The sequence below is a fragment of the Pseudomonas sp. FP818 genome, from assembly GCF_030687335.1.
Classification (GTDB): Bacteria; Pseudomonadota; Gammaproteobacteria; order Pseudomonadales; family Pseudomonadaceae; genus Aquipseudomonas; species Aquipseudomonas shahriarae.
Window position 1 is genome coordinate 1,824,251 of the sequence record NZ_CP117427.1, and the last position, 17,336, is coordinate 1,841,586.

27 protein-coding genes are annotated in these 17,336 nt (G+C 58.7%); 8 read left to right on the forward strand and 19 right to left on the reverse strand.

Going from position 1 to position 17,336, the window contains the following annotated elements:
• Window positions 1-151 precede the first annotated feature (151 nt).
• From PSH80_RS08330 to PSH80_RS08350, 5 genes are all read right to left on the reverse strand, one after another.
• On the reverse strand, window positions 152-565 hold the full coding sequence (locus PSH80_RS08330; protein ID WP_133714895.1) for a phage protein NinX family protein: 414 nt from the start codon (window positions 563-565) through the stop codon (window positions 152-154).
• Window positions 566-614: 49 nt separating this feature from the next.
• Window positions 615-1,361 carry a morphogenetic protein gene (locus tag PSH80_RS08335; RefSeq protein ID WP_305419799.1) on the reverse strand — a complete coding sequence of 249 codons (747 nt, stop codon included), beginning with the start codon at window positions 1,359-1,361 and terminating at the stop codon, window positions 615-617.
• Window positions 1,362-1,407: 46 nt separating this feature from the next.
• On the reverse strand, window positions 1,408-1,827 hold the full coding sequence (locus PSH80_RS08340) for a hypothetical protein (RefSeq protein WP_305417598.1): 420 nt from the start codon (window positions 1,825-1,827) through the stop codon (window positions 1,408-1,410).
• 131 nt (window positions 1,828-1,958) lie between these two features.
• On the reverse strand, window positions 1,959-2,270 hold the full coding sequence (locus PSH80_RS08345; RefSeq protein WP_154906925.1) for a DUF4406 domain-containing protein: 312 nt from the start codon (window positions 2,268-2,270) through the stop codon (window positions 1,959-1,961).
• Complete coding sequence (locus tag PSH80_RS08350; RefSeq protein ID WP_305417596.1) at window positions 2,267-2,704, reverse strand: hypothetical protein; 438 nt, start codon at window positions 2,702-2,704, stop codon at window positions 2,267-2,269. Before PSH80_RS08350 ends, PSH80_RS08345 begins: the two co-directional genes overlap by 4 nt.
• A 72-nt stretch (window positions 2,705-2,776) precedes the next feature.
• Here PSH80_RS08350 and PSH80_RS08355 point away from each other — a divergent pair, with 72 nt between their 5' ends.
• On the forward strand, window positions 2,777-3,007 hold the full coding sequence (locus PSH80_RS08355) for a hypothetical protein (protein ID WP_305419801.1): 231 nt from the start codon (window positions 2,777-2,779) through the stop codon (window positions 3,005-3,007).
• On the opposite strand, the gene PSH80_RS08360 is transcribed toward PSH80_RS08355, so the two are convergent.
• Entirely contained in the window at window positions 3,004-5,088 is a 2,085-nt protein-coding gene (locus tag PSH80_RS08360) for a DNA cytosine methyltransferase (RefSeq protein WP_305419802.1), read from the reverse strand. The genes PSH80_RS08355 and PSH80_RS08360 overlap by 4 nt on opposite strands.
• A 57-nt stretch (window positions 5,089-5,145) precedes the next feature.
• Between PSH80_RS08360 and PSH80_RS08365 the strand changes: the two genes are divergently transcribed.
• Window positions 5,146-5,658 carry a hypothetical protein gene (locus PSH80_RS08365; RefSeq protein WP_305419804.1) on the forward strand — a complete coding sequence of 171 codons (513 nt, stop codon included), beginning with the start codon at window positions 5,146-5,148 and terminating at the stop codon, window positions 5,656-5,658.
• Between the two features lie 54 nt (window positions 5,659-5,712).
• Here the strand turns inward: PSH80_RS08365 and yejK are convergent, their stop codons facing one another.
• The 13 genes from yejK to PSH80_RS08435 all read right to left on the reverse strand — a co-directional run bounded on the left by yejK (window position 5,713) and on the right by PSH80_RS08435 (window position 12,856).
• Window positions 5,713-6,720, reverse strand: a complete 1,008-nt coding sequence (yejK, locus tag PSH80_RS08370; protein WP_305419806.1) for a nucleoid-associated protein YejK — start codon at window positions 6,718-6,720, stop codon at window positions 5,713-5,715.
• 58 nt (window positions 6,721-6,778) lie between these two features.
• On the reverse strand, window positions 6,779-7,144 hold the full coding sequence (locus tag PSH80_RS08375; RefSeq protein WP_305419808.1) for a hypothetical protein: 366 nt from the start codon (window positions 7,142-7,144) through the stop codon (window positions 6,779-6,781).
• An 81-nt stretch (window positions 7,145-7,225) separates the two neighbouring features.
• Complete coding sequence (locus PSH80_RS08380; RefSeq protein WP_305419810.1) at window positions 7,226-7,540, reverse strand: hypothetical protein; 315 nt, start codon at window positions 7,538-7,540, stop codon at window positions 7,226-7,228.
• Window positions 7,537-7,818: a hypothetical protein gene (locus PSH80_RS08385; RefSeq protein ID WP_305419812.1), complete on the reverse strand. Its 282-nt coding sequence runs from the start codon at window positions 7,816-7,818 to the stop codon at window positions 7,537-7,539. Before PSH80_RS08385 ends, PSH80_RS08380 begins: the two co-directional genes overlap by 4 nt.
• Before the next feature lie 329 nt (window positions 7,819-8,147).
• On the reverse strand, window positions 8,148-8,363 hold the full coding sequence (locus tag PSH80_RS08390; RefSeq protein WP_305419814.1) for a hypothetical protein: 216 nt from the start codon (window positions 8,361-8,363) through the stop codon (window positions 8,148-8,150).
• Entirely contained in the window at window positions 8,350-8,526 is a 177-nt protein-coding gene (locus tag PSH80_RS08395) for a hypothetical protein (protein WP_305419816.1), read from the reverse strand. Before PSH80_RS08395 ends, PSH80_RS08390 begins: the two co-directional genes overlap by 14 nt.
• A gap of 2 nt (window positions 8,527-8,528) precedes the next feature.
• Window positions 8,529-8,966: a tellurite resistance TerB family protein gene (locus tag PSH80_RS08400; RefSeq protein WP_169877863.1), complete on the reverse strand. Its 438-nt coding sequence runs from the start codon at window positions 8,964-8,966 to the stop codon at window positions 8,529-8,531.
• A gap of 70 nt (window positions 8,967-9,036) precedes the next feature.
• Window positions 9,037-9,420, reverse strand: a complete 384-nt coding sequence (locus tag PSH80_RS08405; RefSeq protein ID WP_305419820.1) for a response regulator transcription factor — start codon at window positions 9,418-9,420, stop codon at window positions 9,037-9,039.
• Window positions 9,421-9,483: 63 nt separating this feature from the next.
• A complete protein-coding gene (locus PSH80_RS08410) occupies window positions 9,484-9,687 on the reverse strand; it encodes a hypothetical protein (RefSeq protein WP_305419822.1) in 204 nt (67 codons plus the stop codon).
• Window positions 9,688-10,108: 421 nt separating this feature from the next.
• A complete protein-coding gene (locus PSH80_RS08415; RefSeq protein ID WP_305419824.1) occupies window positions 10,109-10,597 on the reverse strand; it encodes a hypothetical protein in 489 nt (162 codons plus the stop codon).
• A complete protein-coding gene (locus PSH80_RS08420; RefSeq protein ID WP_305419825.1) occupies window positions 10,594-10,866 on the reverse strand; it encodes a hypothetical protein in 273 nt (90 codons plus the stop codon). Before PSH80_RS08420 ends, PSH80_RS08415 begins: the two co-directional genes overlap by 4 nt.
• A gap of 75 nt (window positions 10,867-10,941) precedes the next feature.
• The gene (locus PSH80_RS08425) at window positions 10,942-11,676 is read right to left on the reverse strand and encodes a S24 family peptidase (protein ID WP_305419827.1); all 735 of its coding nucleotides are present in this window, start codon (window positions 11,674-11,676) and stop codon (window positions 10,942-10,944) included.
• Between the two features lie 769 nt (window positions 11,677-12,445).
• Window positions 12,446-12,856 carry a hypothetical protein gene (locus PSH80_RS08435; RefSeq protein WP_305419831.1) on the reverse strand — a complete coding sequence of 137 codons (411 nt, stop codon included), beginning with the start codon at window positions 12,854-12,856 and terminating at the stop codon, window positions 12,446-12,448.
• A gap of 280 nt (window positions 12,857-13,136) precedes the next feature.
• On the opposite strand from PSH80_RS08435, the gene PSH80_RS08440 reads away from it, so the two are divergent.
• The 6 genes from PSH80_RS08440 (at window position 13,137) to PSH80_RS08465 (ending at window position 17,264) form a co-directional block, all read left to right on the forward strand.
• Entirely contained in the window at window positions 13,137-13,895 is a 759-nt protein-coding gene (locus PSH80_RS08440) for a helix-turn-helix domain-containing protein (RefSeq protein WP_305420553.1), read from the forward strand.
• The gene (locus PSH80_RS08445) at window positions 13,892-14,581 is read left to right on the forward strand and encodes a replication protein P (RefSeq protein WP_370693720.1); all 690 of its coding nucleotides are present in this window, start codon (window positions 13,892-13,894) and stop codon (window positions 14,579-14,581) included. Before PSH80_RS08440 ends, PSH80_RS08445 begins: the two co-directional genes overlap by 4 nt.
• Before the next feature lie 198 nt (window positions 14,582-14,779).
• Entirely contained in the window at window positions 14,780-15,088 is a 309-nt protein-coding gene (locus tag PSH80_RS08450; protein ID WP_305419833.1) for a DUF1364 domain-containing protein, read from the forward strand.
• Complete coding sequence (locus PSH80_RS08455; protein ID WP_305419834.1) at window positions 15,085-16,380, forward strand: site-specific integrase; 1,296 nt, start codon at window positions 15,085-15,087, stop codon at window positions 16,378-16,380. The genes PSH80_RS08450 and PSH80_RS08455 overlap by 4 nt, the downstream gene beginning before the upstream one ends.
• Before the next feature lie 170 nt (window positions 16,381-16,550).
• Window positions 16,551-16,697 (forward strand): hypothetical protein, encoded by a 147-nt coding sequence (locus tag PSH80_RS08460; RefSeq protein WP_169872143.1) that lies wholly within the window; start codon window positions 16,551-16,553, stop codon window positions 16,695-16,697.
• A 3-nt stretch (window positions 16,698-16,700) separates the two neighbouring features.
• Window positions 16,701-17,264 carry a hypothetical protein gene (locus tag PSH80_RS08465; protein ID WP_305419837.1) on the forward strand — a complete coding sequence of 188 codons (564 nt, stop codon included), beginning with the start codon at window positions 16,701-16,703 and terminating at the stop codon, window positions 17,262-17,264.
• Window positions 17,265-17,336: the final 72 nt, after the last annotated feature.

A 17,336-nucleotide genomic window follows, 5' to 3' on the forward strand; every position in this document is an offset into this window, starting at 1 on the left:
TAGGGACGCGGCCATCAAAGGCAGCTAGTCTTCTGTTGTTCGCCCAGCCAGATGTTTCAAAGCAAACGCTGAGTGGCCTCAGATGGCTGGGTGAACTCTTTTGCGTGATTCGCTGCCCGCCGCTCACCGGCAGGCATGTAGGGGGGGGCTATTACTGGATGAGTTCGGCTGGAACCGTCACGACCATGCCAAGCTTGTCAGCGACGATGGCGCGACAGATCGCAACCAGCGGTTCTTCAGCCTCAAGCCATTCGGTAGGCGCGTTTGGACGATGCGGGTGTGCCACCCATCCCGCGCGTCGGACCGGACCGAACCCGATCTTGATTCTTTCGATCAAAGGCCCGGCCTGACCCCAGTCGGTTGACGGTGACCACCGGTCGCCATGATGAAATCCGCCGATGTTCGTCCACAGGCTGTTGTCGTCCTCATTGAGAGAGACGGTGCCTTCGGGTGGGCACAGGCCGCCATCTGGGTAGCGATACACCTTGCCATGCACAGCAATCGCCATAGCCCAATCCAGAGCCGCACCGGTCAGATCTTGCGTTTTCACTGCGGTCGTACTCATGGCCTCGGCCCCTTGTAGATGAAGACGTAGGCGAACCAGAGGGGGGCGATCATGGCGTCACCCGCTTGAACTCGACCACCCATACCCACGGGTTGGCATTCCACGACTCGGCGCCGTTGATCGACACCCACAGTTCGCGCCAGGCGTCGAAAGGGTCAGTCCAGTTGCCTGGGCCCGGTTCAGATTTGAATGGGTGGAAAGCGTAATCACCGTCACCCTGGTGGATTCGGTTGATGCCTTCGGCGACGTAGCGGCTTTCGAAGGCTGTCTCGCCTTCGCCTTCCTGCACCCGCTCGACGCGCACGCCGGTGATCTCCAGCAGGATGCGGCTGGCCCAGCGTGGCATGTGGATGCTGGGGCGCCATGCGCCGTCATACTCCATGGCTTCAGTATCTGGCTTCCATTCCGCTTTCGCTGGGATCTGATTAAGCCCGTAGTCGCCCGGTGGACAGCTTGCCCGGTAGATCCGTGCCGCTCCCCGCTCGTCGCCTTTGACCAAGTTGTCCTGCCAGTCGATACAGCAGCCGTCCTCGTTGCCGAGCAAGGCGAAGGTCTCGCGCACCCATAGCCGGTCGCCGGTCTTGCCATAGGGGCAGCAGCCGTTGACGAAGTGCTTGGTCACAGGTTTGCCGTAACCGTCCTGGCCGTAGTTGGAGCGGCCTACGCAGAAATTGCCGCTGGCATCGATATGCGGCTGAACCTTGATTGCCCGCCGCGTGACCGTCTTCCGGCCTTCCAGAATGGCGCGCACCATCGGCGCCGAGAACAGGATGGGGCGTTCCTTTATTTCAGGCATGACTTCGTCCTTGCCGCTATAGCGGCTGACTTTGAAGGGGGAGGGGTTACAGAGAGGGGTTGAGGATTTGTGCGGCGAGTTTCTTGCTGATCACCAAGGTTCCGTCAGCGCCTTTGTTCGAATCGAAGATCCAGCGCAGTTCGGTCATCGCCTGACTATTCACCGCTACCGGCGCGGGCTGTTCTATGACGGCAGACATTTCACCGATAGCCAAGGTCGCAATTTCAAATGGCCTTTCGTACATAGCTGAGGCCTTGACCACCTCATTGAGGGCGTCCACGGCGTAGGCCAGCTGCGCTTCCAGATCTCGAACCCGCTTCGTGCGCCGGGAAACAGCTGCGCTGAGATCATCAATGGTTTGATCTGCCGTGTTCAGGCTTAACTGAAGGCCATCACGCTCCCTGACCGCGATCGAGTGCTTGCCACGCCAGTGCAGCACTGCGTCCAGTTCTTCGGCGGCGGTCACCTTCAGCGCCGGAGTGGTGGCTGGCACTGGAGTCCGTGTCTTGCCTGCGCCGGATCGACCAGGGCAGTCTGGGGCATGTCGCTCAGGGGCAGCGGAGAAGCCAGCAGGGCAGTTACAAAAACAGAATCGGCTCATACAGCCTCCCTCGTTACCAGATCATGGGCATTCACAACCGTCATGCCGAGGTGCTGGGCAATCAGGACTTCGAGCTGGGCGCCTTTCGATTCTTGCCAGCCGGGCAGGGTGGCCACGGTGTCGCAGTCCATCAGGGCTGCAATGTCGCGGCGCATGCAGTCGTTCCAGGTGCCGCCGTCTGGGTTCAGTTCGGCGGGGTTGGTGACGGTGTGTCCGCCGGCGCGCAGGTTGGTGGTCATGGAGTGGAAGGCGGCGAAGTTGAGGCCGGGCAGGCCGGTCATGGGGCCGCTGAGGTAGATGCGCTTCATGCGGCCTCCTTTTGCTCTTCCGGCTTGCGGATCAAGCCAAGGCGCACGCCTTCATCGCGAACAATCAATATGTCGTCGCCATAGCCCCACGGATTCTCGAAACCGTTATCCATCACGGGTTGGAAATACCCGTATCGCATCGTCTTGCCAGTGAGTACGAACGCACCGATAGACCCGGCCAGGCTCTTCAGTGTGCCGCCGTGCGAGAAGCCATCCCACGGGCCTTCTCTCGTAACGTTGATGCGGGCCCCGGTGTAGTCATCGAACAGCCAGACGATGTTGCGGCGGCCATTGAGAGCGAGGTATGCATCGTGCCCAGCGCCCTTGTTACGAAAGAAGCACCGGCCGCAGTTGGCGATCACCCTGAGGAATTCATTCGCAGCGATGATCCGGTCCAGGCGCTGCTGGCCGATGGTTTTGTTTACTGTAGGCATGGGGAGTCCTTGCCGGGCCATGCCCGGGCGGTGTGGTGCTACGATGGCCCCTTCCTCTAAATGGGCTGGACCATGACCAAGCACGATATTTACGATGAGATCGAAGGCTTTCAGGTTTGGAACTACATGGAGTGCGACAAGGACGAGGAAGGCCGGGAGACCTGGCGAATCAACGTCGAGATAAAGCGCGGTGGTGAGGTGGTGGTGCCGGTTGTTGCGGGTGACCGAACCTATGTTGACCGTGGCCTGGCTCAGGTTGCTGGGCGTGAGGTCGGGGCCAAGCTGATTGCTGAGCGCGTTTAAGCCGCAGCCGCCTGACGCTCGGCGATTCTCCACGGGTCATTGGCCCGCGCCAGGGCAGCCATTGGCGGCGGGCTGACGCTGTTGCCGCACATATGCACCTGCTGGGTGATGGTGAAGGGCTTGCCGTCGGCGCCGTGGGTGATGATGTAGTCGGCTGGGAACCCCTGGGCCTTGTACAGCTCAGCCGGCTTGAGCATCCGCAGGCAGATATCGACGATCACGTATGGCGTGCCCTGGACCATCACCGTGACGAGTGCCAGGCGATCCTTGGTGGTGATCGTGGGAGCCGGCGCATCGCAAGCGCTGACGTTCTCGGTGCCGTAGTAGCTGATCAGGAAGGCTGCAACGCGCAACGCACCAGCTTCATGCTCAGGCGACAGGGTGAGCGATACCAGGGAGCTCTTGCCGCCACCGCCTGCTGTAATGGTCGGTGCCGGTTCTTCCAGGCCCTGGCCAATACTGCCGCCGAATGCCCGCTCCATGAATGCGCTGACCAACCCGTGGTGCTGGCCGCCGGCGCTGATTGTGTGCAGCGGGTCGTTAGCGTCCCGTGCATCACAATTGCCGCGCATATGCACAAGGTGCGCCGTCGCCAGTTGCTGCTGGCTGCCGGTGTTGGTCACCGTGGTCATTGGGTCGCGGATATCTTTGGCGTGCACGGTGTTGAATCCGCCGTTGGCCTGGATCATTACCGCGGTGCTGACGGACTGGCCGCCGCCGCTGGCAGTGACGGTGCCCACCGGGCCGCAGATATCGTTCACCCCGTGGGAGCGGCGTTTATTTGCGCCCGAGCCTTCGCCGTGCCCGGCCTGGACGATGCAGGCTGATGCCAACGCGCGGTGGCTGCGAGTCATAATCGTGCCGACCGGTTGGTCTGCTGCTACTGGGTGACCGGCATACACCGGCCCACCAGCACCAACCATTACTGGGCTGATCAGTGTCAGCTCGCCGCGATTGGCGCATGTCACCGTGGGCAGGGGGTCGAGCGGGTCGTTGATCCGGTCGCTGCCCTGGTGCGTTGCGGGTGCAATCACCGGACTGACAACCGAGAAGGCACCGCCCTTGGGATAGGATGTGATCGTGCGCAGCGGCTCGCCGGCGGACTGCACCGACTCACCTGACCAGTTCGCAATCGGCACAATGAACGGCGCCGGGCTGTCGATGACAAACTTCTTCATGCCCTTGGCGACGCGGCGCAGCGTGGCGTCAGCAAGGTCTTTCTTGCGCCCGAAGATGCTTTTGCCCAGGTCGCTGAAGTCGATGCAGTCAGCGGCGGTCTTCCACTTCTGCTGGCCTTTGGCCGGGATCTTTGCGTGAGTTGGCTCAGGCCACACAATCGGTTGGCCGTCGCACCGAGCGATCATAAACAGGCGCTCCCGGCTGGTCGGGGCGCCGAAGTCGCACGCCCTGATCACCTTCCACTCTACGACGTACCCCATGCCTTCCAGCAGGGCTACAAAGCGGCGCCAGGTGCGGCCGCGTTGCTTTGGGTCAGGCACAAGGAACTGATTCGACACCGGGACTTGCTCACCCGGCGCTGCCACACGGTTGGTGGTCTTTCCCTTCTTGGATGGGTGCGGTACCTGGTCCAGCGTCACCACGCGCCCGGTGGCCTTGTCGCGCTTGGCGATCAACCGGCCCCATTGCAAAATCTGTTTCACGTTCTCCAGGCTGATCACCCTGGGCCGCTTCTTGCCTCCCCACTTGAGGCCGATCCACGACAGGTTGCGGATCTCGCGTTTGCGCGGTTGACCGCCGGCCGCCTGGCTGTGGTGCGTGCAGTCCGGGGACATGTGGAACCAGCCCACGGCCTTGCCGCCGCACTCCGTGTCAGGGTCACCCTCGAAAACGTCGGTTGTGAAGTGCTGGGCGCCGGGGTGGTTAACGGTATGCATGCTGATCGCCTGCGGGCTGTGGTTTTTCGCCACGTTCACCGCGCGACCCAGGCCAATCTCCAGGCCGGTACCGGCGCCGCCACCACCACAGAAGAAGTCGACAACGATCTCATCGTCCTGAGGGTTGAAGCCGAGTCCGTATTGGGTTTTGAAGTCGAAGGGGTGTTTCTTCTGTTGTGCGGACATAGGGGATCCTCGCCGGCTGGCGTGATTCGTTGATATGGGGTATTACGGGTGACCGGCATGGAGCCGAAAAAGGGGTTGATCTTGAAAAAAACGCTTTTGTTTCTTGCGGCTGCAGTGTTCGCCTCGTCATCCTTTGCTGAAATTCTTGAACCGACACCAAAAGCATGCTCATTGCTTGCTGATGTAGGTCTGAAGGGGCGCAAATGGGTAGACGATTACGGAGATGGTTCTTCTGGCTGTGCCAGTGACTACAAGGAAATCGGTTCGGCGACCGGCCTGGCAAATAACCTGGCTTTCTACGTCACCGGGGTTAGCCAGTACGTGATGGAGATGAAGCTGGTGCTCAACTATAACCAGCCGTCTCAATCCGGGCCCGCAACGAAAGCCCTACTTGCAGCCGCCAGTAAATTGTCTCAGCGAGCGCTTGGAGCCCCATTGCCCGAACCTGTCATAGCTCTAATAAAGCGGGGAGAGCATGGCTCTGCGAAGGTCGGCAAGGGCGTTGTCGAGGTGGTTCGCGAAGATTGGCCAACCGGTAAAGGCTACGAAGTACAAGTAATGATCCGCTGACCGTATTTCTCTGGCGGGCGCCGCCTCCACGAGAGCGCGGCGCTACGTGTGGTTTCAGGACGACGCGCGCTTGAGCTGCTCAGTAAGCTGGGTCGGCAGCCCGCGCAGCGTCAGCGTGCCGCCGGCTTCGTCGAACTCGATCTTGTCGCCCAGCAGGTGTGCTTCGAAGCTGATCGACATACCCTCAGCCCGACCGGTGAACCGCCGGAATTTGTTGAGGGTCTTCTTATCCGGCGGCAGGGTCTCGGAAAGTCCGTAGTCCTTCGCCTTGATGAAGTCGTAGAAGTTCTTCGGGCGGCCCTCGTCGATCAACTCCGAAAGCTCACCCAGGGTAATGGGCTCGCCCAATTTGGCCTGGGCCATGGAGTAGCTGACCAACGTGTGTGTCTTCTCGCGTGCCGACTCTTCTGGCAGATCCTCGCTTTCAACAAAGTCGCTGAACGCCTTGAGCAAGGTCCGGGTTTCGCTTGGGCCGTCGATCCCTTCCTGGCAGCCGATGAAGTCGCGGAAGTACTCATTGATCCTGCGACCCTGCTTGCCCTTGATATAGGAGATGTACTGCTTCGACTGCGGGCTGCTCTTCCATTCGCTGAGGTTGATGCGTGCAGCCAGGCGGATGTGGTCCAAGTCCAGGCGCTTCACCGTCAGCAGGCTGAGTTCCTCGGTCATGGTCACCGCTTCGGTCTCCTGTACCAGGGCGATGACCAAGTATTCGGTCAGACCTTGCTGGTAGTGGCAGAAGAGGGCGTGCCCGCCGGTGGTGAGGTTCGACTCTTCCATCAGCCTGACCAGGTGCTCGACAGCGATGGTGCTGAACTTGAGGAAGTCACCGACTCCAGCCAGGTACTTGCCGAGCCAGCCGCTGAGTGGGAAGGCCCCCGATTCAGCATGGAAGAACCCCCAACCCTTACCGGCGGTGGCGTTGTAGCTTTCGTTGAACTGGTGCATCAGATCATCGCGGGCCTGGCTTTCGACTTGCTCGGCGCCGCCAAGGAACAGAACGGCCGGGGTGCCGTCTGGCTTCTTGTCGATCTTGTGGATTGCGCTGTGAAGTACGGGCATTGCGTTTACCTCAGGTAGGCGCCGCCCTCCGGTTACCGGATGCAGCGAGTAGGGTGGGTTATGCTGGTCTTTCGATTTCGTCGTCAGGTTCCGGCGGGTCATCGGCGAGCGACCTCAACCCTGCCTCCCGGATGAGGCGTGACACCTTTTCAGTAACAACAAAAGGTGTCGTGACACACTTAAGCATCTGCGCCGCCGTTTCGAAGTTCGCGGCGATCACGTTGCGCAGCAGGGTCTGGTAAACCTCCTGCTGGTTGTTGAAGCCGTGCTGCTTCATCAGCCGCTTGAGGTCGGCCTTGAAGATTCCGGCCACCTCAATCGTAAATTTCTCGACGCCCAATGCAGCGTCCTTCGCTGCTGCCTTCTCGCGCTTGCGTCGCTGCTTCAAGGCTTCCGCCGTCGGCTGTTGCTCTTCCTCGGCCATGGCCTACCTCTTCGGTTTGATGTGCAGGCAAATCCAGCCATGCCTGCCGCCGGCGTTGCCGCACCTGGTTGTTGATGCGTTTCACAGGCTGTCGGCGAACTTGAAGCCGTTTTCCTGAGCGATCAGCCTGGCCCGCTTGCTGTCGGTGCCGAACTCTTTGGCGGCCTCGATAGCAGTCAGGCCTGCCTCAGCCAGCTCCTTCAGCCTGGGCGCATCCTTGTCGCGGGCAGCCTTCAGTTTGATGCTGCGGGTGCTTTTGATCGGGCCTCCAGCCTCACCGCTGACGCCGCTGGCAATCTGCTCCGCCTTGTTGCCGGCGCCGAAGAATGCGTCCATCTGGCGATGCAGATCCGCGATCACTGCGTCTTTCGGGTTGGCCATCGGTACGCCGATCACTGCGCACCGCCTGAAAGCGTTACTTTCACGCCATCTGCACGCGATTCCAGCTCCTGGGCGAAGTTGTTTGCCTTCTTCCAGGTCCAGCGGAAGCCCTTTACCTTGCCGGTGGCGATCTCCACGATGTGGTATGCCTTGCCGGCGTTGCGGATCTGAAAGCGAATCTTCTGCACAGGCGCCTCCCTGCCGATCAGGGCGTAGAACTCGGCGGTGGCGATGCGGGAACGCACGTGCAGGGCCGCAACCCCGTCTACGCGCTGTTGAATTGATGCGTGCATGGTGGATACCTCAGTGGGTTGCGTGTACTCGTCAGCACCCTGACCGCCTGGCGGGTGCCGGTGGGCCAGGGGAGGGTGCTGACGGGTAAACGCGAGATGAAAAAAAGCCCAGTAGGGACTGGGCTTTTCGTTGCGTTACATAGACCTCCCTATGTCACGCAGGGGTGTCAACTCATCCTGGTTATTTCATGGCTGTATCCCTCTTTGTTCGCTCACTGGGTTGGCAGTGGCCACCGTTCTCTAAGGCTTGTTGCATGCAGGTGGGCGGTTATAGGCCGCGATTTCGTCCGCATCCCAAAGCCCACTCAGCGAATGGGCAGAGGTGATGCCTAGCGCTTGGTGCTCAACAGCCGAGTTAGCAGCCATCCAATCAAGATCAGAACGATTACTGCCAGGGCAACGGCCAATCCTCCCCAGAACGGCATGGTCACGTACCACCACGACCAGTCGATGTAACCCGTGAGCTTTAGGCCTACGAACAAAACTCCGAGCAGACCAAGAATTCCGATGCCGCCGCTGGTGCTTGAATTGCTATTTTTCTTCACGATAATTCCCCTTGCCGGCCATCAGCACCACCAGCAGCAGAGCGACCAGTACCAGGTCACCAACCATTGAGAGAATGCGGCTTGCCGAGTCGACGAAGACAACACCGCCGGCGAGCCCATAGGCCGCCAGGGTGCGGGCCTTGCTGCTGAGCCTGCCCAGCATGGTTACAGGTAGTCTTTCAGGTTGAGGTTCATGATCTTGGCTGCCTTCTCCAGCACCACCATCTCGGCTGGCTCGATCTCGCCGTCAGCCTCGGCCACGGTGAGCATGAAGTTCAGGACTGTGGCCGCGTCGTCAACGCTGTGAGCCAAGTCCTTCAGTTCCTTTTCGGCGTTCTGACGGATGATGCGCGGGCCGCCGTCGTTGAAGTCGGCCTTGGCGCGGTCGATGGTGTTGCTCAGCTCTGCGCCGAAACCCTTCAGGGCGGCAGAGTTGTTGATCAGCTTCTCGATCTTCTCCAGCTCTTCCTTCTCGATATCGCCATCAGCCGAAGCGACGTAGAACACGCCGTAGACCGAAGCCTGCATCAGGTCGCGATTGGTCATCACGGCCAGGGCCTGACGCGCTTCGCCGGATTTCTTGCCAAATATTCTGCCGAACATGGGTGATTCCTCTGGGTTGGGTTACATCCCGCTGCACCCTGTCGCCAAGGTGCAGAAGTGATGCTGTCGGTTATGCGGTGAGGGTTGGTCGTTCAGCCTGGCGCACCATTCGCACCTGGGCGGTACGGCGCTCCGGCGTTCGGCGATCCCGGCGCATCGCGTCGTCGCCGATCATCGTGTGCATGGCGATCAGGCTGGCCAAGACAAAGCACATCGGCGAGATGATCTGCCGGCGCATGGCCTCGGCCACCATCGCGGTCTGGCGGTTCACGCCGAGCTTGAACATTGCGCAGGAAAGGCGTTTGGCCACGGTGCAGGCCGCCACGCCGTGCAGCCTGGCTATTTCCTTTGCCGTCTTGCCCTGGGCAGCGGACAGCAAATACTGAAGTTCTCGCGGCGCAAGACCATGGCCGAGATGACCCTTCCATGCGCCGTTAACGATTGTTGCTTCCATCGTTGTGACTCCCGGTTGTTTTCCCGCTGCACCCGTCACCAGGTGCATCAGTGAAAAGGTCCGTCAATCGTCTCTACCCATCCAGTCGCGAAAGCGTTTGGTCAATCGCTCAAAGTTGTAAAACCCGAAAATGCCCGCCGAAAGCGCCAATGAGGGCACCGCAAAAAGCGCCCAAATACTTCCGAGCAGATAAGCGTAAAGGCCTGCCGAGACGACAAAAGTCGCCAGCGGAACCCAGAGTTGTTTCTGTGCAGCGGTCAATTTCATAGCTCTCCCTCGGTAATCATCCCAAGCAGCCCTCGCGAGAAGGCTGCTCAGTGATGCTTTCCGCCGTGACCCGCTACTGGCGTCGGTCACCGGCTTGAATCAAATGTCTCTCCAGCCGCGGGCCTTTCGGCTTGTTCTCCCGCTGGATAACTCGTCTTGGTGTTTTACGCTGCACACCCGGGTCAGTTGCCAACCCTCTGAACCGTTGAGGCCGGTTCATCGCTGCCTTCCATCTGGCCGGTTGTTATCCGGCGATGGATTAAAGTTACCGCACGGTAATAATTCAAGTCAATACCTATTGGTAATAATAATGTGAGGGGCGTGAAAAAGCCCGCACTAGGCGGGCTCAAGATTCAGATCGGTAGGGCTAAATACAAGAAGCCCGGCGCTGGGCCGGGCTTTAGATCAGGGCGCCCTGACTTCAGTGCGCGTGACGCTTGAAATGCGGATACACCTTGGAGGTCGTCATGTAGATCGCCGCCGGACTTGGAATAAATCTGACTCGGTTTATTAGCAGTCCGACAAACATTGCCAGCAACGCAGTAACCGAAAACACCAAAAGACAAACGGTGCCAGTCAAGGGGTTTCTGGTCAAATACATCTTCATGGTTGCGTCAGTAATCGCCATCCGCTCCTTGCTGACGACGGCCGTGGGGTGTTTTGCCAAAACGCTTACCAAGATTACCGGGAAGGCCAAAACGGTCATTACCGGTAGGAACAGCCAGAAGCGAGCGTTTAGGTAAAATCGTTCAGCGGAATCCTTCTCTGCGTCTGTGATGCCATGCTTCCCGAAATAATCGACAAGCAGGTCTGCAGCGCGCTCGCGATAAACAAGAGACCTGCGTCTGCACACAACCCAGTAGGCAACAATTATGCTAGCCCCTAGCAGTGGTAACAGCAGTTGACTCATGGTTTTTTACCTCCTGATTGGCCTTTCCCTAGCTTTTTTGTAGCCTTCCTTCCCACTTTGACCTTCGTATCAGCTTTTTTCTCCTTTCCCTTCAATCCGATGCTCCATATGTAAGCAATATAGAACGGGAGAAGTGCAGCCAATATCACGACAGTATCGGCTACAAGGGGCGATTTAGCAGCTACGGCGTTATAAAGATTTGTAACAGCGTCAATGATCCCGGGCACATCAACCCATGAGGCTGAAGGTGTTTTGTCTGGACTGGCCATGCTACTCCGTTAGTAGGCTAATTTTTATTTTTCAGATGCGCGGGCAACTCCTACAACTCTCCGCCGCCCCAAACCCTATAGCTTTCGGGCGTTCCAGACCAAAAGAACGCGAGCCTGGATGTGAACTCTAGGAAGCATGTCACCTTCAATCATGATTGCCGGGTACACAGGATTGTCTGAAATCATTCGCAAAGAGCCGCCAGTCAGGCGCTGGAGTCTTTTAATGAAAAGCTCTCCATCCAAAGTGAAGACATAGATCGCATCGGTGCGAATCTCGGTAATGCCGCGATCTACCAGCAGGGCGTCGCCGTTACGGAAGGTGCCCTCCATGCTGTCACCGTCGCCATCAATGATGGCTAGGTTCTCCAGCTTGGAATATGACAAGCCCTGAGTCTTTAGCCAATCGAGATGGACTGTAATGTCTCTGATGACCTCGATATGGTCGGGCGGCACTCTTCCCGATCCCATTGAGCCAGCTACATCCAGCTGAGGGATCGTGATGAAACTTGGATCCTGAGACCTTCGTCGCGAGCCAATTGATATCACGTTGCTTTCCTTGGCAGGGCTATCACCAATCGGTGCATCTAGCGCATACCTGGGCAGCTCAAACTCAGCCTCGATTTCCCGAGCGAAATCCTCCCCGATGGTCTTTGCGCCCTTCTTTTCCGGGTCGAAAAGACATCTTGAAATGAAGTTCTGAGGCTTCTTCAGCTTTTCTGCCAGGCGCGACTGAGCTCCGCGAGCGCCAACCCCGTACTTAGTGTCCATCAGCTTTTTTAAGTTGTGCCTGCGCACGTCGCGAATATCCATGTTGCGATTCTCTACGGGTCATTACTCATTGGTAAATGACCATTCGGTATTGATTATATGGTTACCGTGAGGTAATAATTGCGCATCACATAGGAGATCCGTGATGCGAACGAAGCACACCCAGCTTTTGGAGTGGCTCAAAAGCGCTTCTGACGATGCTGTCGGGCGTACTGGGACCTCTCGCGGCTATCTAAGACAGATTGCCTATGGAAACAAGCAGGCTTCTGCCGCGCTCGCGATGTCGCTTGAGCGCGAATCGTCTGGCGCTCTGAGTCGTAGGTCGCTGAGGCCGGACGATTGGAATCTGATCTGGCCGGAACTGGCGGCGGCATAACCCTTACACGTCGCTATTTTCCGCCTTGACGGGAAAGGCAGATAGAGATTTTGGGTTAGCTGTTAATTCATACAGTGCATAGGAAGGGAATAGAGATGGAAGGCAAGAACGAAGAAATCAGTATTCCAGCAAGTGCTGCCGAACGCCTCGATCAGCGCACTTTTCCAGAGTCAGAAATCCTCCCCGCTTCGCGGCCGATGCTCACGCCACGAGAGCGAGAAATCGCTATCGCAGCAGTATCTGCACGCGCGGGGGGCTCTCCAGTTGAGGCGGCCAAACAGGTGTTGGCAGGTGTTGCGGTGCTGGATGGTTGTCACCTGCCGATTGTGGTGTGGCCCGCCGATACAACACTAAGGCAGCAGGCTGATTGGCTTTTAAATGCCGCCACTGATCAAGCGGAAAGAGCCGATCGATTTGACGCTCGTATGTGCCGATTTAATCCAGATGCCCCTCAAGCTCTCGAAGAGCGTCCGGCCTGTGCGCGAGCGTCGAGCGAATTGGAGCCGACTCTTCAACCGTCAGCTTCATCTGCATCAGTTCATCCCGAAGAAGAAACAGATAGTCGTCCTCAGACATGTCCGCAGGCTCAGCAGGACTCCAGTGGTGCTTGTTAAGCAAATACAGGTTGAGCGCCTGGGCCGCAGTCAAGTGCGACCAAATAGCCCTTGGGTCCTTTGCAATTCGCTCTGCGAAACAGGAGAGCTTGTAGTACCCCAGTGCCTCGTACTCAGCTTGAAGTTGGTGTTGGCCTGGCCAGCGCAGATCCTGGCTGTTTTTGATTTGCTCTTCGCACTGTCCCACCAGTTCAAACCAGCGCGCCCGGTGATTCATCCGACTGAGTTTCATATGTCCGGTCTCCGTGACCTTTTCGTGTGGAAGCAAAAAGCTACCACGGATGCACCGGACACCCATAACGCCTGAATCGCAGGCATAAAAAAACCGCCTGGCAGGGCGGCTTAGTACAGCGTTTAACGGGGTCAATAATGATCAATCAAGACAGAACAGTCAACACCTCCATGAACGTCGCGACACCTTCAGCCCATCTTAAATATGTGTCGCGACACCTCACTTCATCCCCTGCGGTCAATCAAATCATCAAAGGGAGCTCGCTGTGAGCGTCCAGGCAATGTCATGGGCGCTTTCTCTGCCCATCCAATCACTAAAAGACTCCAGCGCTCGGCACGTACTGCTGTGCCTGGCCAACTACGCCGGCTCAAATGGTGCTGGCGCGTTCCCTTCGGCAAAAACCCTTACCGATGACACCGGTCTTTCCGAGCGAACAGTCCGTATCAAGCTCGACCTGCTGGAAGAGTGCGGCCTGATCGTTCGCGGAAATCAGGCATTGGCTGCGGTGTACATCGACCGTCATGACCGTCGCCCGGTTGTGTATGACCTCATGATCAAGCGGGGTGCAGCACCTGCACCCCGTCCAGATGTAACGGGGTGCAGCCTTGGTCAGAACGGGGTGCAGCCTGCGACAGAACGGGGTGCAGCCACTGCACCCAATACATCATCTAACCATCAATTAACCGAAGAGCAGCAGCGCGAGCTTGCGGAATTGATTGCCGATCAAGATCGCCAGGCCTTGGAATCGCAAGATGACCGCCAGCGCTTCGCCATGTTCGCCGAATTCGTTCCGCCCGAAGACGCGCTGCAGACTCAACTGAAAATCGCGGGCCTGCCAGTCGACTCGATGACCGACGAACTGCTGGCCGGCTTCAAAGGTTTCTTCGTCGCCAAAACATCCGTACTCGATACCGCTGCTGGCTGGTGTTTCAAGTTGGTCGGCTGGATCAAGCGCGAGCGAGCCCAGGCCGCCGGATCCGCCTCGGTGGAAGAGGGCCCTGCCGGTGAAGACTGGGCATCGAAAGGGGTACGGCTATGAACCGAGCCAACAAACCTGTGATGGCAAGCCAGTTGGTTGCTCGCCGTCAATGCGATCCAACCTACCAGGGCCCTGACCAGGCTCAGGCCGTTGTTCCTGTCGACCCATCCACCCAGGCTGTCATCGACGACCTATTCCTTCGGTTGCGTGGGGCATGCGGCGCTTGGCGACAGTCCTGGCCCACCGAGGCCGTCATGAACGCCTCTAAGCTTGAGTGGCTCGGCGAGTTCATGCGTTCAGGCATCAGTCGTATGGAGCAGATCGACCATGGCATGCGGGTAGTGAGTGCGAGCAAGTCAGCTTTTGTGCCGGCGCCCGGTGTTTTTGTCAGTTGGTGCTTTGCCCCTGAAGGGCTGGGCCTTCCGAGTGTCGAATCTGCTTACGCGCAGGCGCTCCGCAACTGCCATCCCGCCATGCGCCATTGTTCCAAGTGGTATCACCCAGCCGTCTACCACGCAACGGCGGCCGCCGGCTTCCACAGCCTGCCGCTGCTCTCCCGTGAGCTGGGCCTGGCGAGCTTCGAAAAGCAGTACCTAAACCAATGCCGTCGAATCTGGCAGGGCGAGAGTCTTGAGCCCGTTCCGGTCGCCGAGCTTGCTGCGCCTAAACCAAAAATTACCCCCGATGTAGGCAATAGGGCCTTGGCTGAACTGCGCGCATGCCGCGCCGGAGGTTCCCGTGGTTGATCGTCTGCTGGCAACGCCCGACCCTCACCTGTACCCATACGCAGTCTTTTGCTGCTCGTTCAAGTTCGACCTGGGCGACACCCCAGACCACGCCATGGCGCTTTTCGCTGACCGCAACATGGCTGCTCGATACGGCTGCGGGATGTGGCCTGAGACGTACCAAGTGATTGATCTGCGTACCTCCCAGAGGGTTGCCCCATGACCCGCCAAACCAAGCTGACCAAGGCTGCACGCGGTCGAGATTGTCAGGTCCGTCTGCCGGGCTGCCCAGGCGATACCGAAACCGTTGTGTTGGCCCATTACCGCCTGGCGGGGATTTGCGGAGCGGGCATGAAGCCACCAGACCTAATAGGGGCCTGGGCCTGCGAGTACTGCCACAGCCTGAGTGATGGCCGCACCAACCGAAACAACCTGGGCATGAGTTACGACGAGATCCGCCTCTATCACGCCGAGGCCGTCTTGCGGACTCAGGCCATTTTGATCAAAGAAGGAAAGGTGAGCGCTTGAGCACCCAAATCAAAACCCTGACGGTGAAGCTGTCGGATGCCGAGATCGCCCGCAATGCCAAGCTTGAGCATGTGCGTGACCTCCGGGACGCCAGTCACCCGGCGCTGCACTTTCGGTTCACCAAGAATCGCGAGCGGGGCTCCTGGTACTTGGTGAACAAACGTCAGTGGTACCGCATCGGCACCTTTCCTGAGCTGAGCACCAAGCAGGTGGTCGCGGCGCTGCCTGCGATTCGCCTGCGCCTGGACGCGGGTGAGGGTGCCAATTTGTCGAAATGGGCGACGGTGGGTGAATTACTGGGCTGGTACGCAGAGCGCATGGCCAGGGATCGCAATCTGTCGAGCAAGCGCAAGAAGACCGGCGCATCGGCGATCAAGTGCCACCTGATCCCGCGCCTGAGCGATCTGCCGCTGACCAGCCTGGACAAGGCCGCTCTCGATAGCCAATTGATGTGGCCGCTGCAGGAGGCGCTATCCATTGACTACGTGCGCCTAGTGTTCCAGTTGCTGGCCTTGGCCTTCCGTCAGGCGTTCAAACTAGATCTGATCTCCTCCAACCCAATGGCCGGCATCAAGTTCAGCGACTTCTCCAAGGCCAAGGTTGGGATCAAGCCGTCTCGACTGCGCGGTGTCCAATTGCCTGACTTGCTTGAGCAGCTTGCCGATGTGTTCGTCTCGACCCCGCGTGACGCCATGCTGGCCCTGCTGATGCTGTGCCACGGCACGCGCATCGGTGAAAGCCGATTGACCCAGTGGCCACACATCAGCCTGGCCGAGCGTGAGTGGTTTATCCCTGGCGATCACACCAAGACCGGCGTCGAGCATCACCTACCGCTGACCGAGCAGATGTGCGAAATCCTGAAGCGTTATCGAGATTGGCAGTACGCCAATGGCTACACCGGCCAGTACGTGTTCCCGGCGCGCAATGGAAAGCCACTGAGCGAAGGCCAGGCCAGTGCCGTGTTCACGCGCCTGGGCCAGGGTGAGTGGACGAGCCACGACCTGCGCAAGGTGGCAAGGACTGGATGGGCAGACATCGGAATCGATCACCTGATCGGTGAGCTGCTGATCAACCACGCCATGGGCCATAACGTGAAGGTGTACATCCAGTCGGATGTGATGGCCCGCAAGCGCGATGCCCTGGAGAAGTGGCACGCGCATCTAGATCAGCGTGGCTTTGCCCTGATTCATGGGTTGACCGGCGTTAGATTCGGAGATTCCGGTAATTCGCTGGAAGCCACGGTGCATATGGGCTGCAAGGCCATTCAAGAAACAACCATAGGCGAGGTTTAAAAATGATCAAAAAGCAGCATGGCCCCGCCCTGGTGCGCAGGTTGATACCGATGACTGAGTGCCCAGCATGTGCCGGGAAAGGTTTGATCGCCGGCCTTCTCCATGAGCTCGACTGCACCGGTTGCCACTCATCTGGGTTTGTCCATGCTCAAACATTGGAGCCACTGAACATGGATGACCTGGTGGTTCAGCTGGGTCGTGTCGTTCGCCAGGCCCGGGGCAGGCTGGGCAGATCGCCGGCGATTGGTGGAGCCCAGGATCAGTACAACGAGAACAACCGCCGTGGCCCTGGCGCCACCAACTACACAGGGGATTGAGCCATGGCTATGTATAAGGACGTGATGGGCACCCTGGTGCGGGTGTTGGCAGCAGACAACATCGACAACAGCACCAAGCAGTCGTGGCAGAAGCTGATCGACGCCGATCTGCGCCAGGGCGGCACCGGCAGCACCCTGTCGGTGCGGGACAAGTTCGACTACGACTGCTGCCTCTACGCGCTGCTGCACCGGCAGCTCGATCCGGCGCAGTGGGATGTGCTGGTGGCCAAGTACTCCACGCACAAGGCCAACAAGGTTGGTGCTATTGGCCGGCTGGTGGCCCGCATGGTTTCACCGGCGCCTCAATTGTTTATCTATAAGGCGCTGACTGCCTGGGCCATACCGAAGCTGAAGGGTGTGCAGGTTGGCAAGCGCTCCACCGACATGATCGTGCTTCCTGCCGAGTTCTACGACATGAACACTTGGGACTTGGCGGGCTCTCCTGAGCGCACACGCCGCAACTGGCGAGGCGGAATCCACAAACGTTTGGAGAAGCTCGAAGAGCAGGCCGTTATCCACGCGACCGAGATATTCGAAAGCGAACAAATCTTTGTAGATGCCGCTTGACCTGTTGGCCGACTGGCCGTAAATTAACCCCATAATGTCGATCTTGCGCGTTATGAGAGACGACACCAAAAG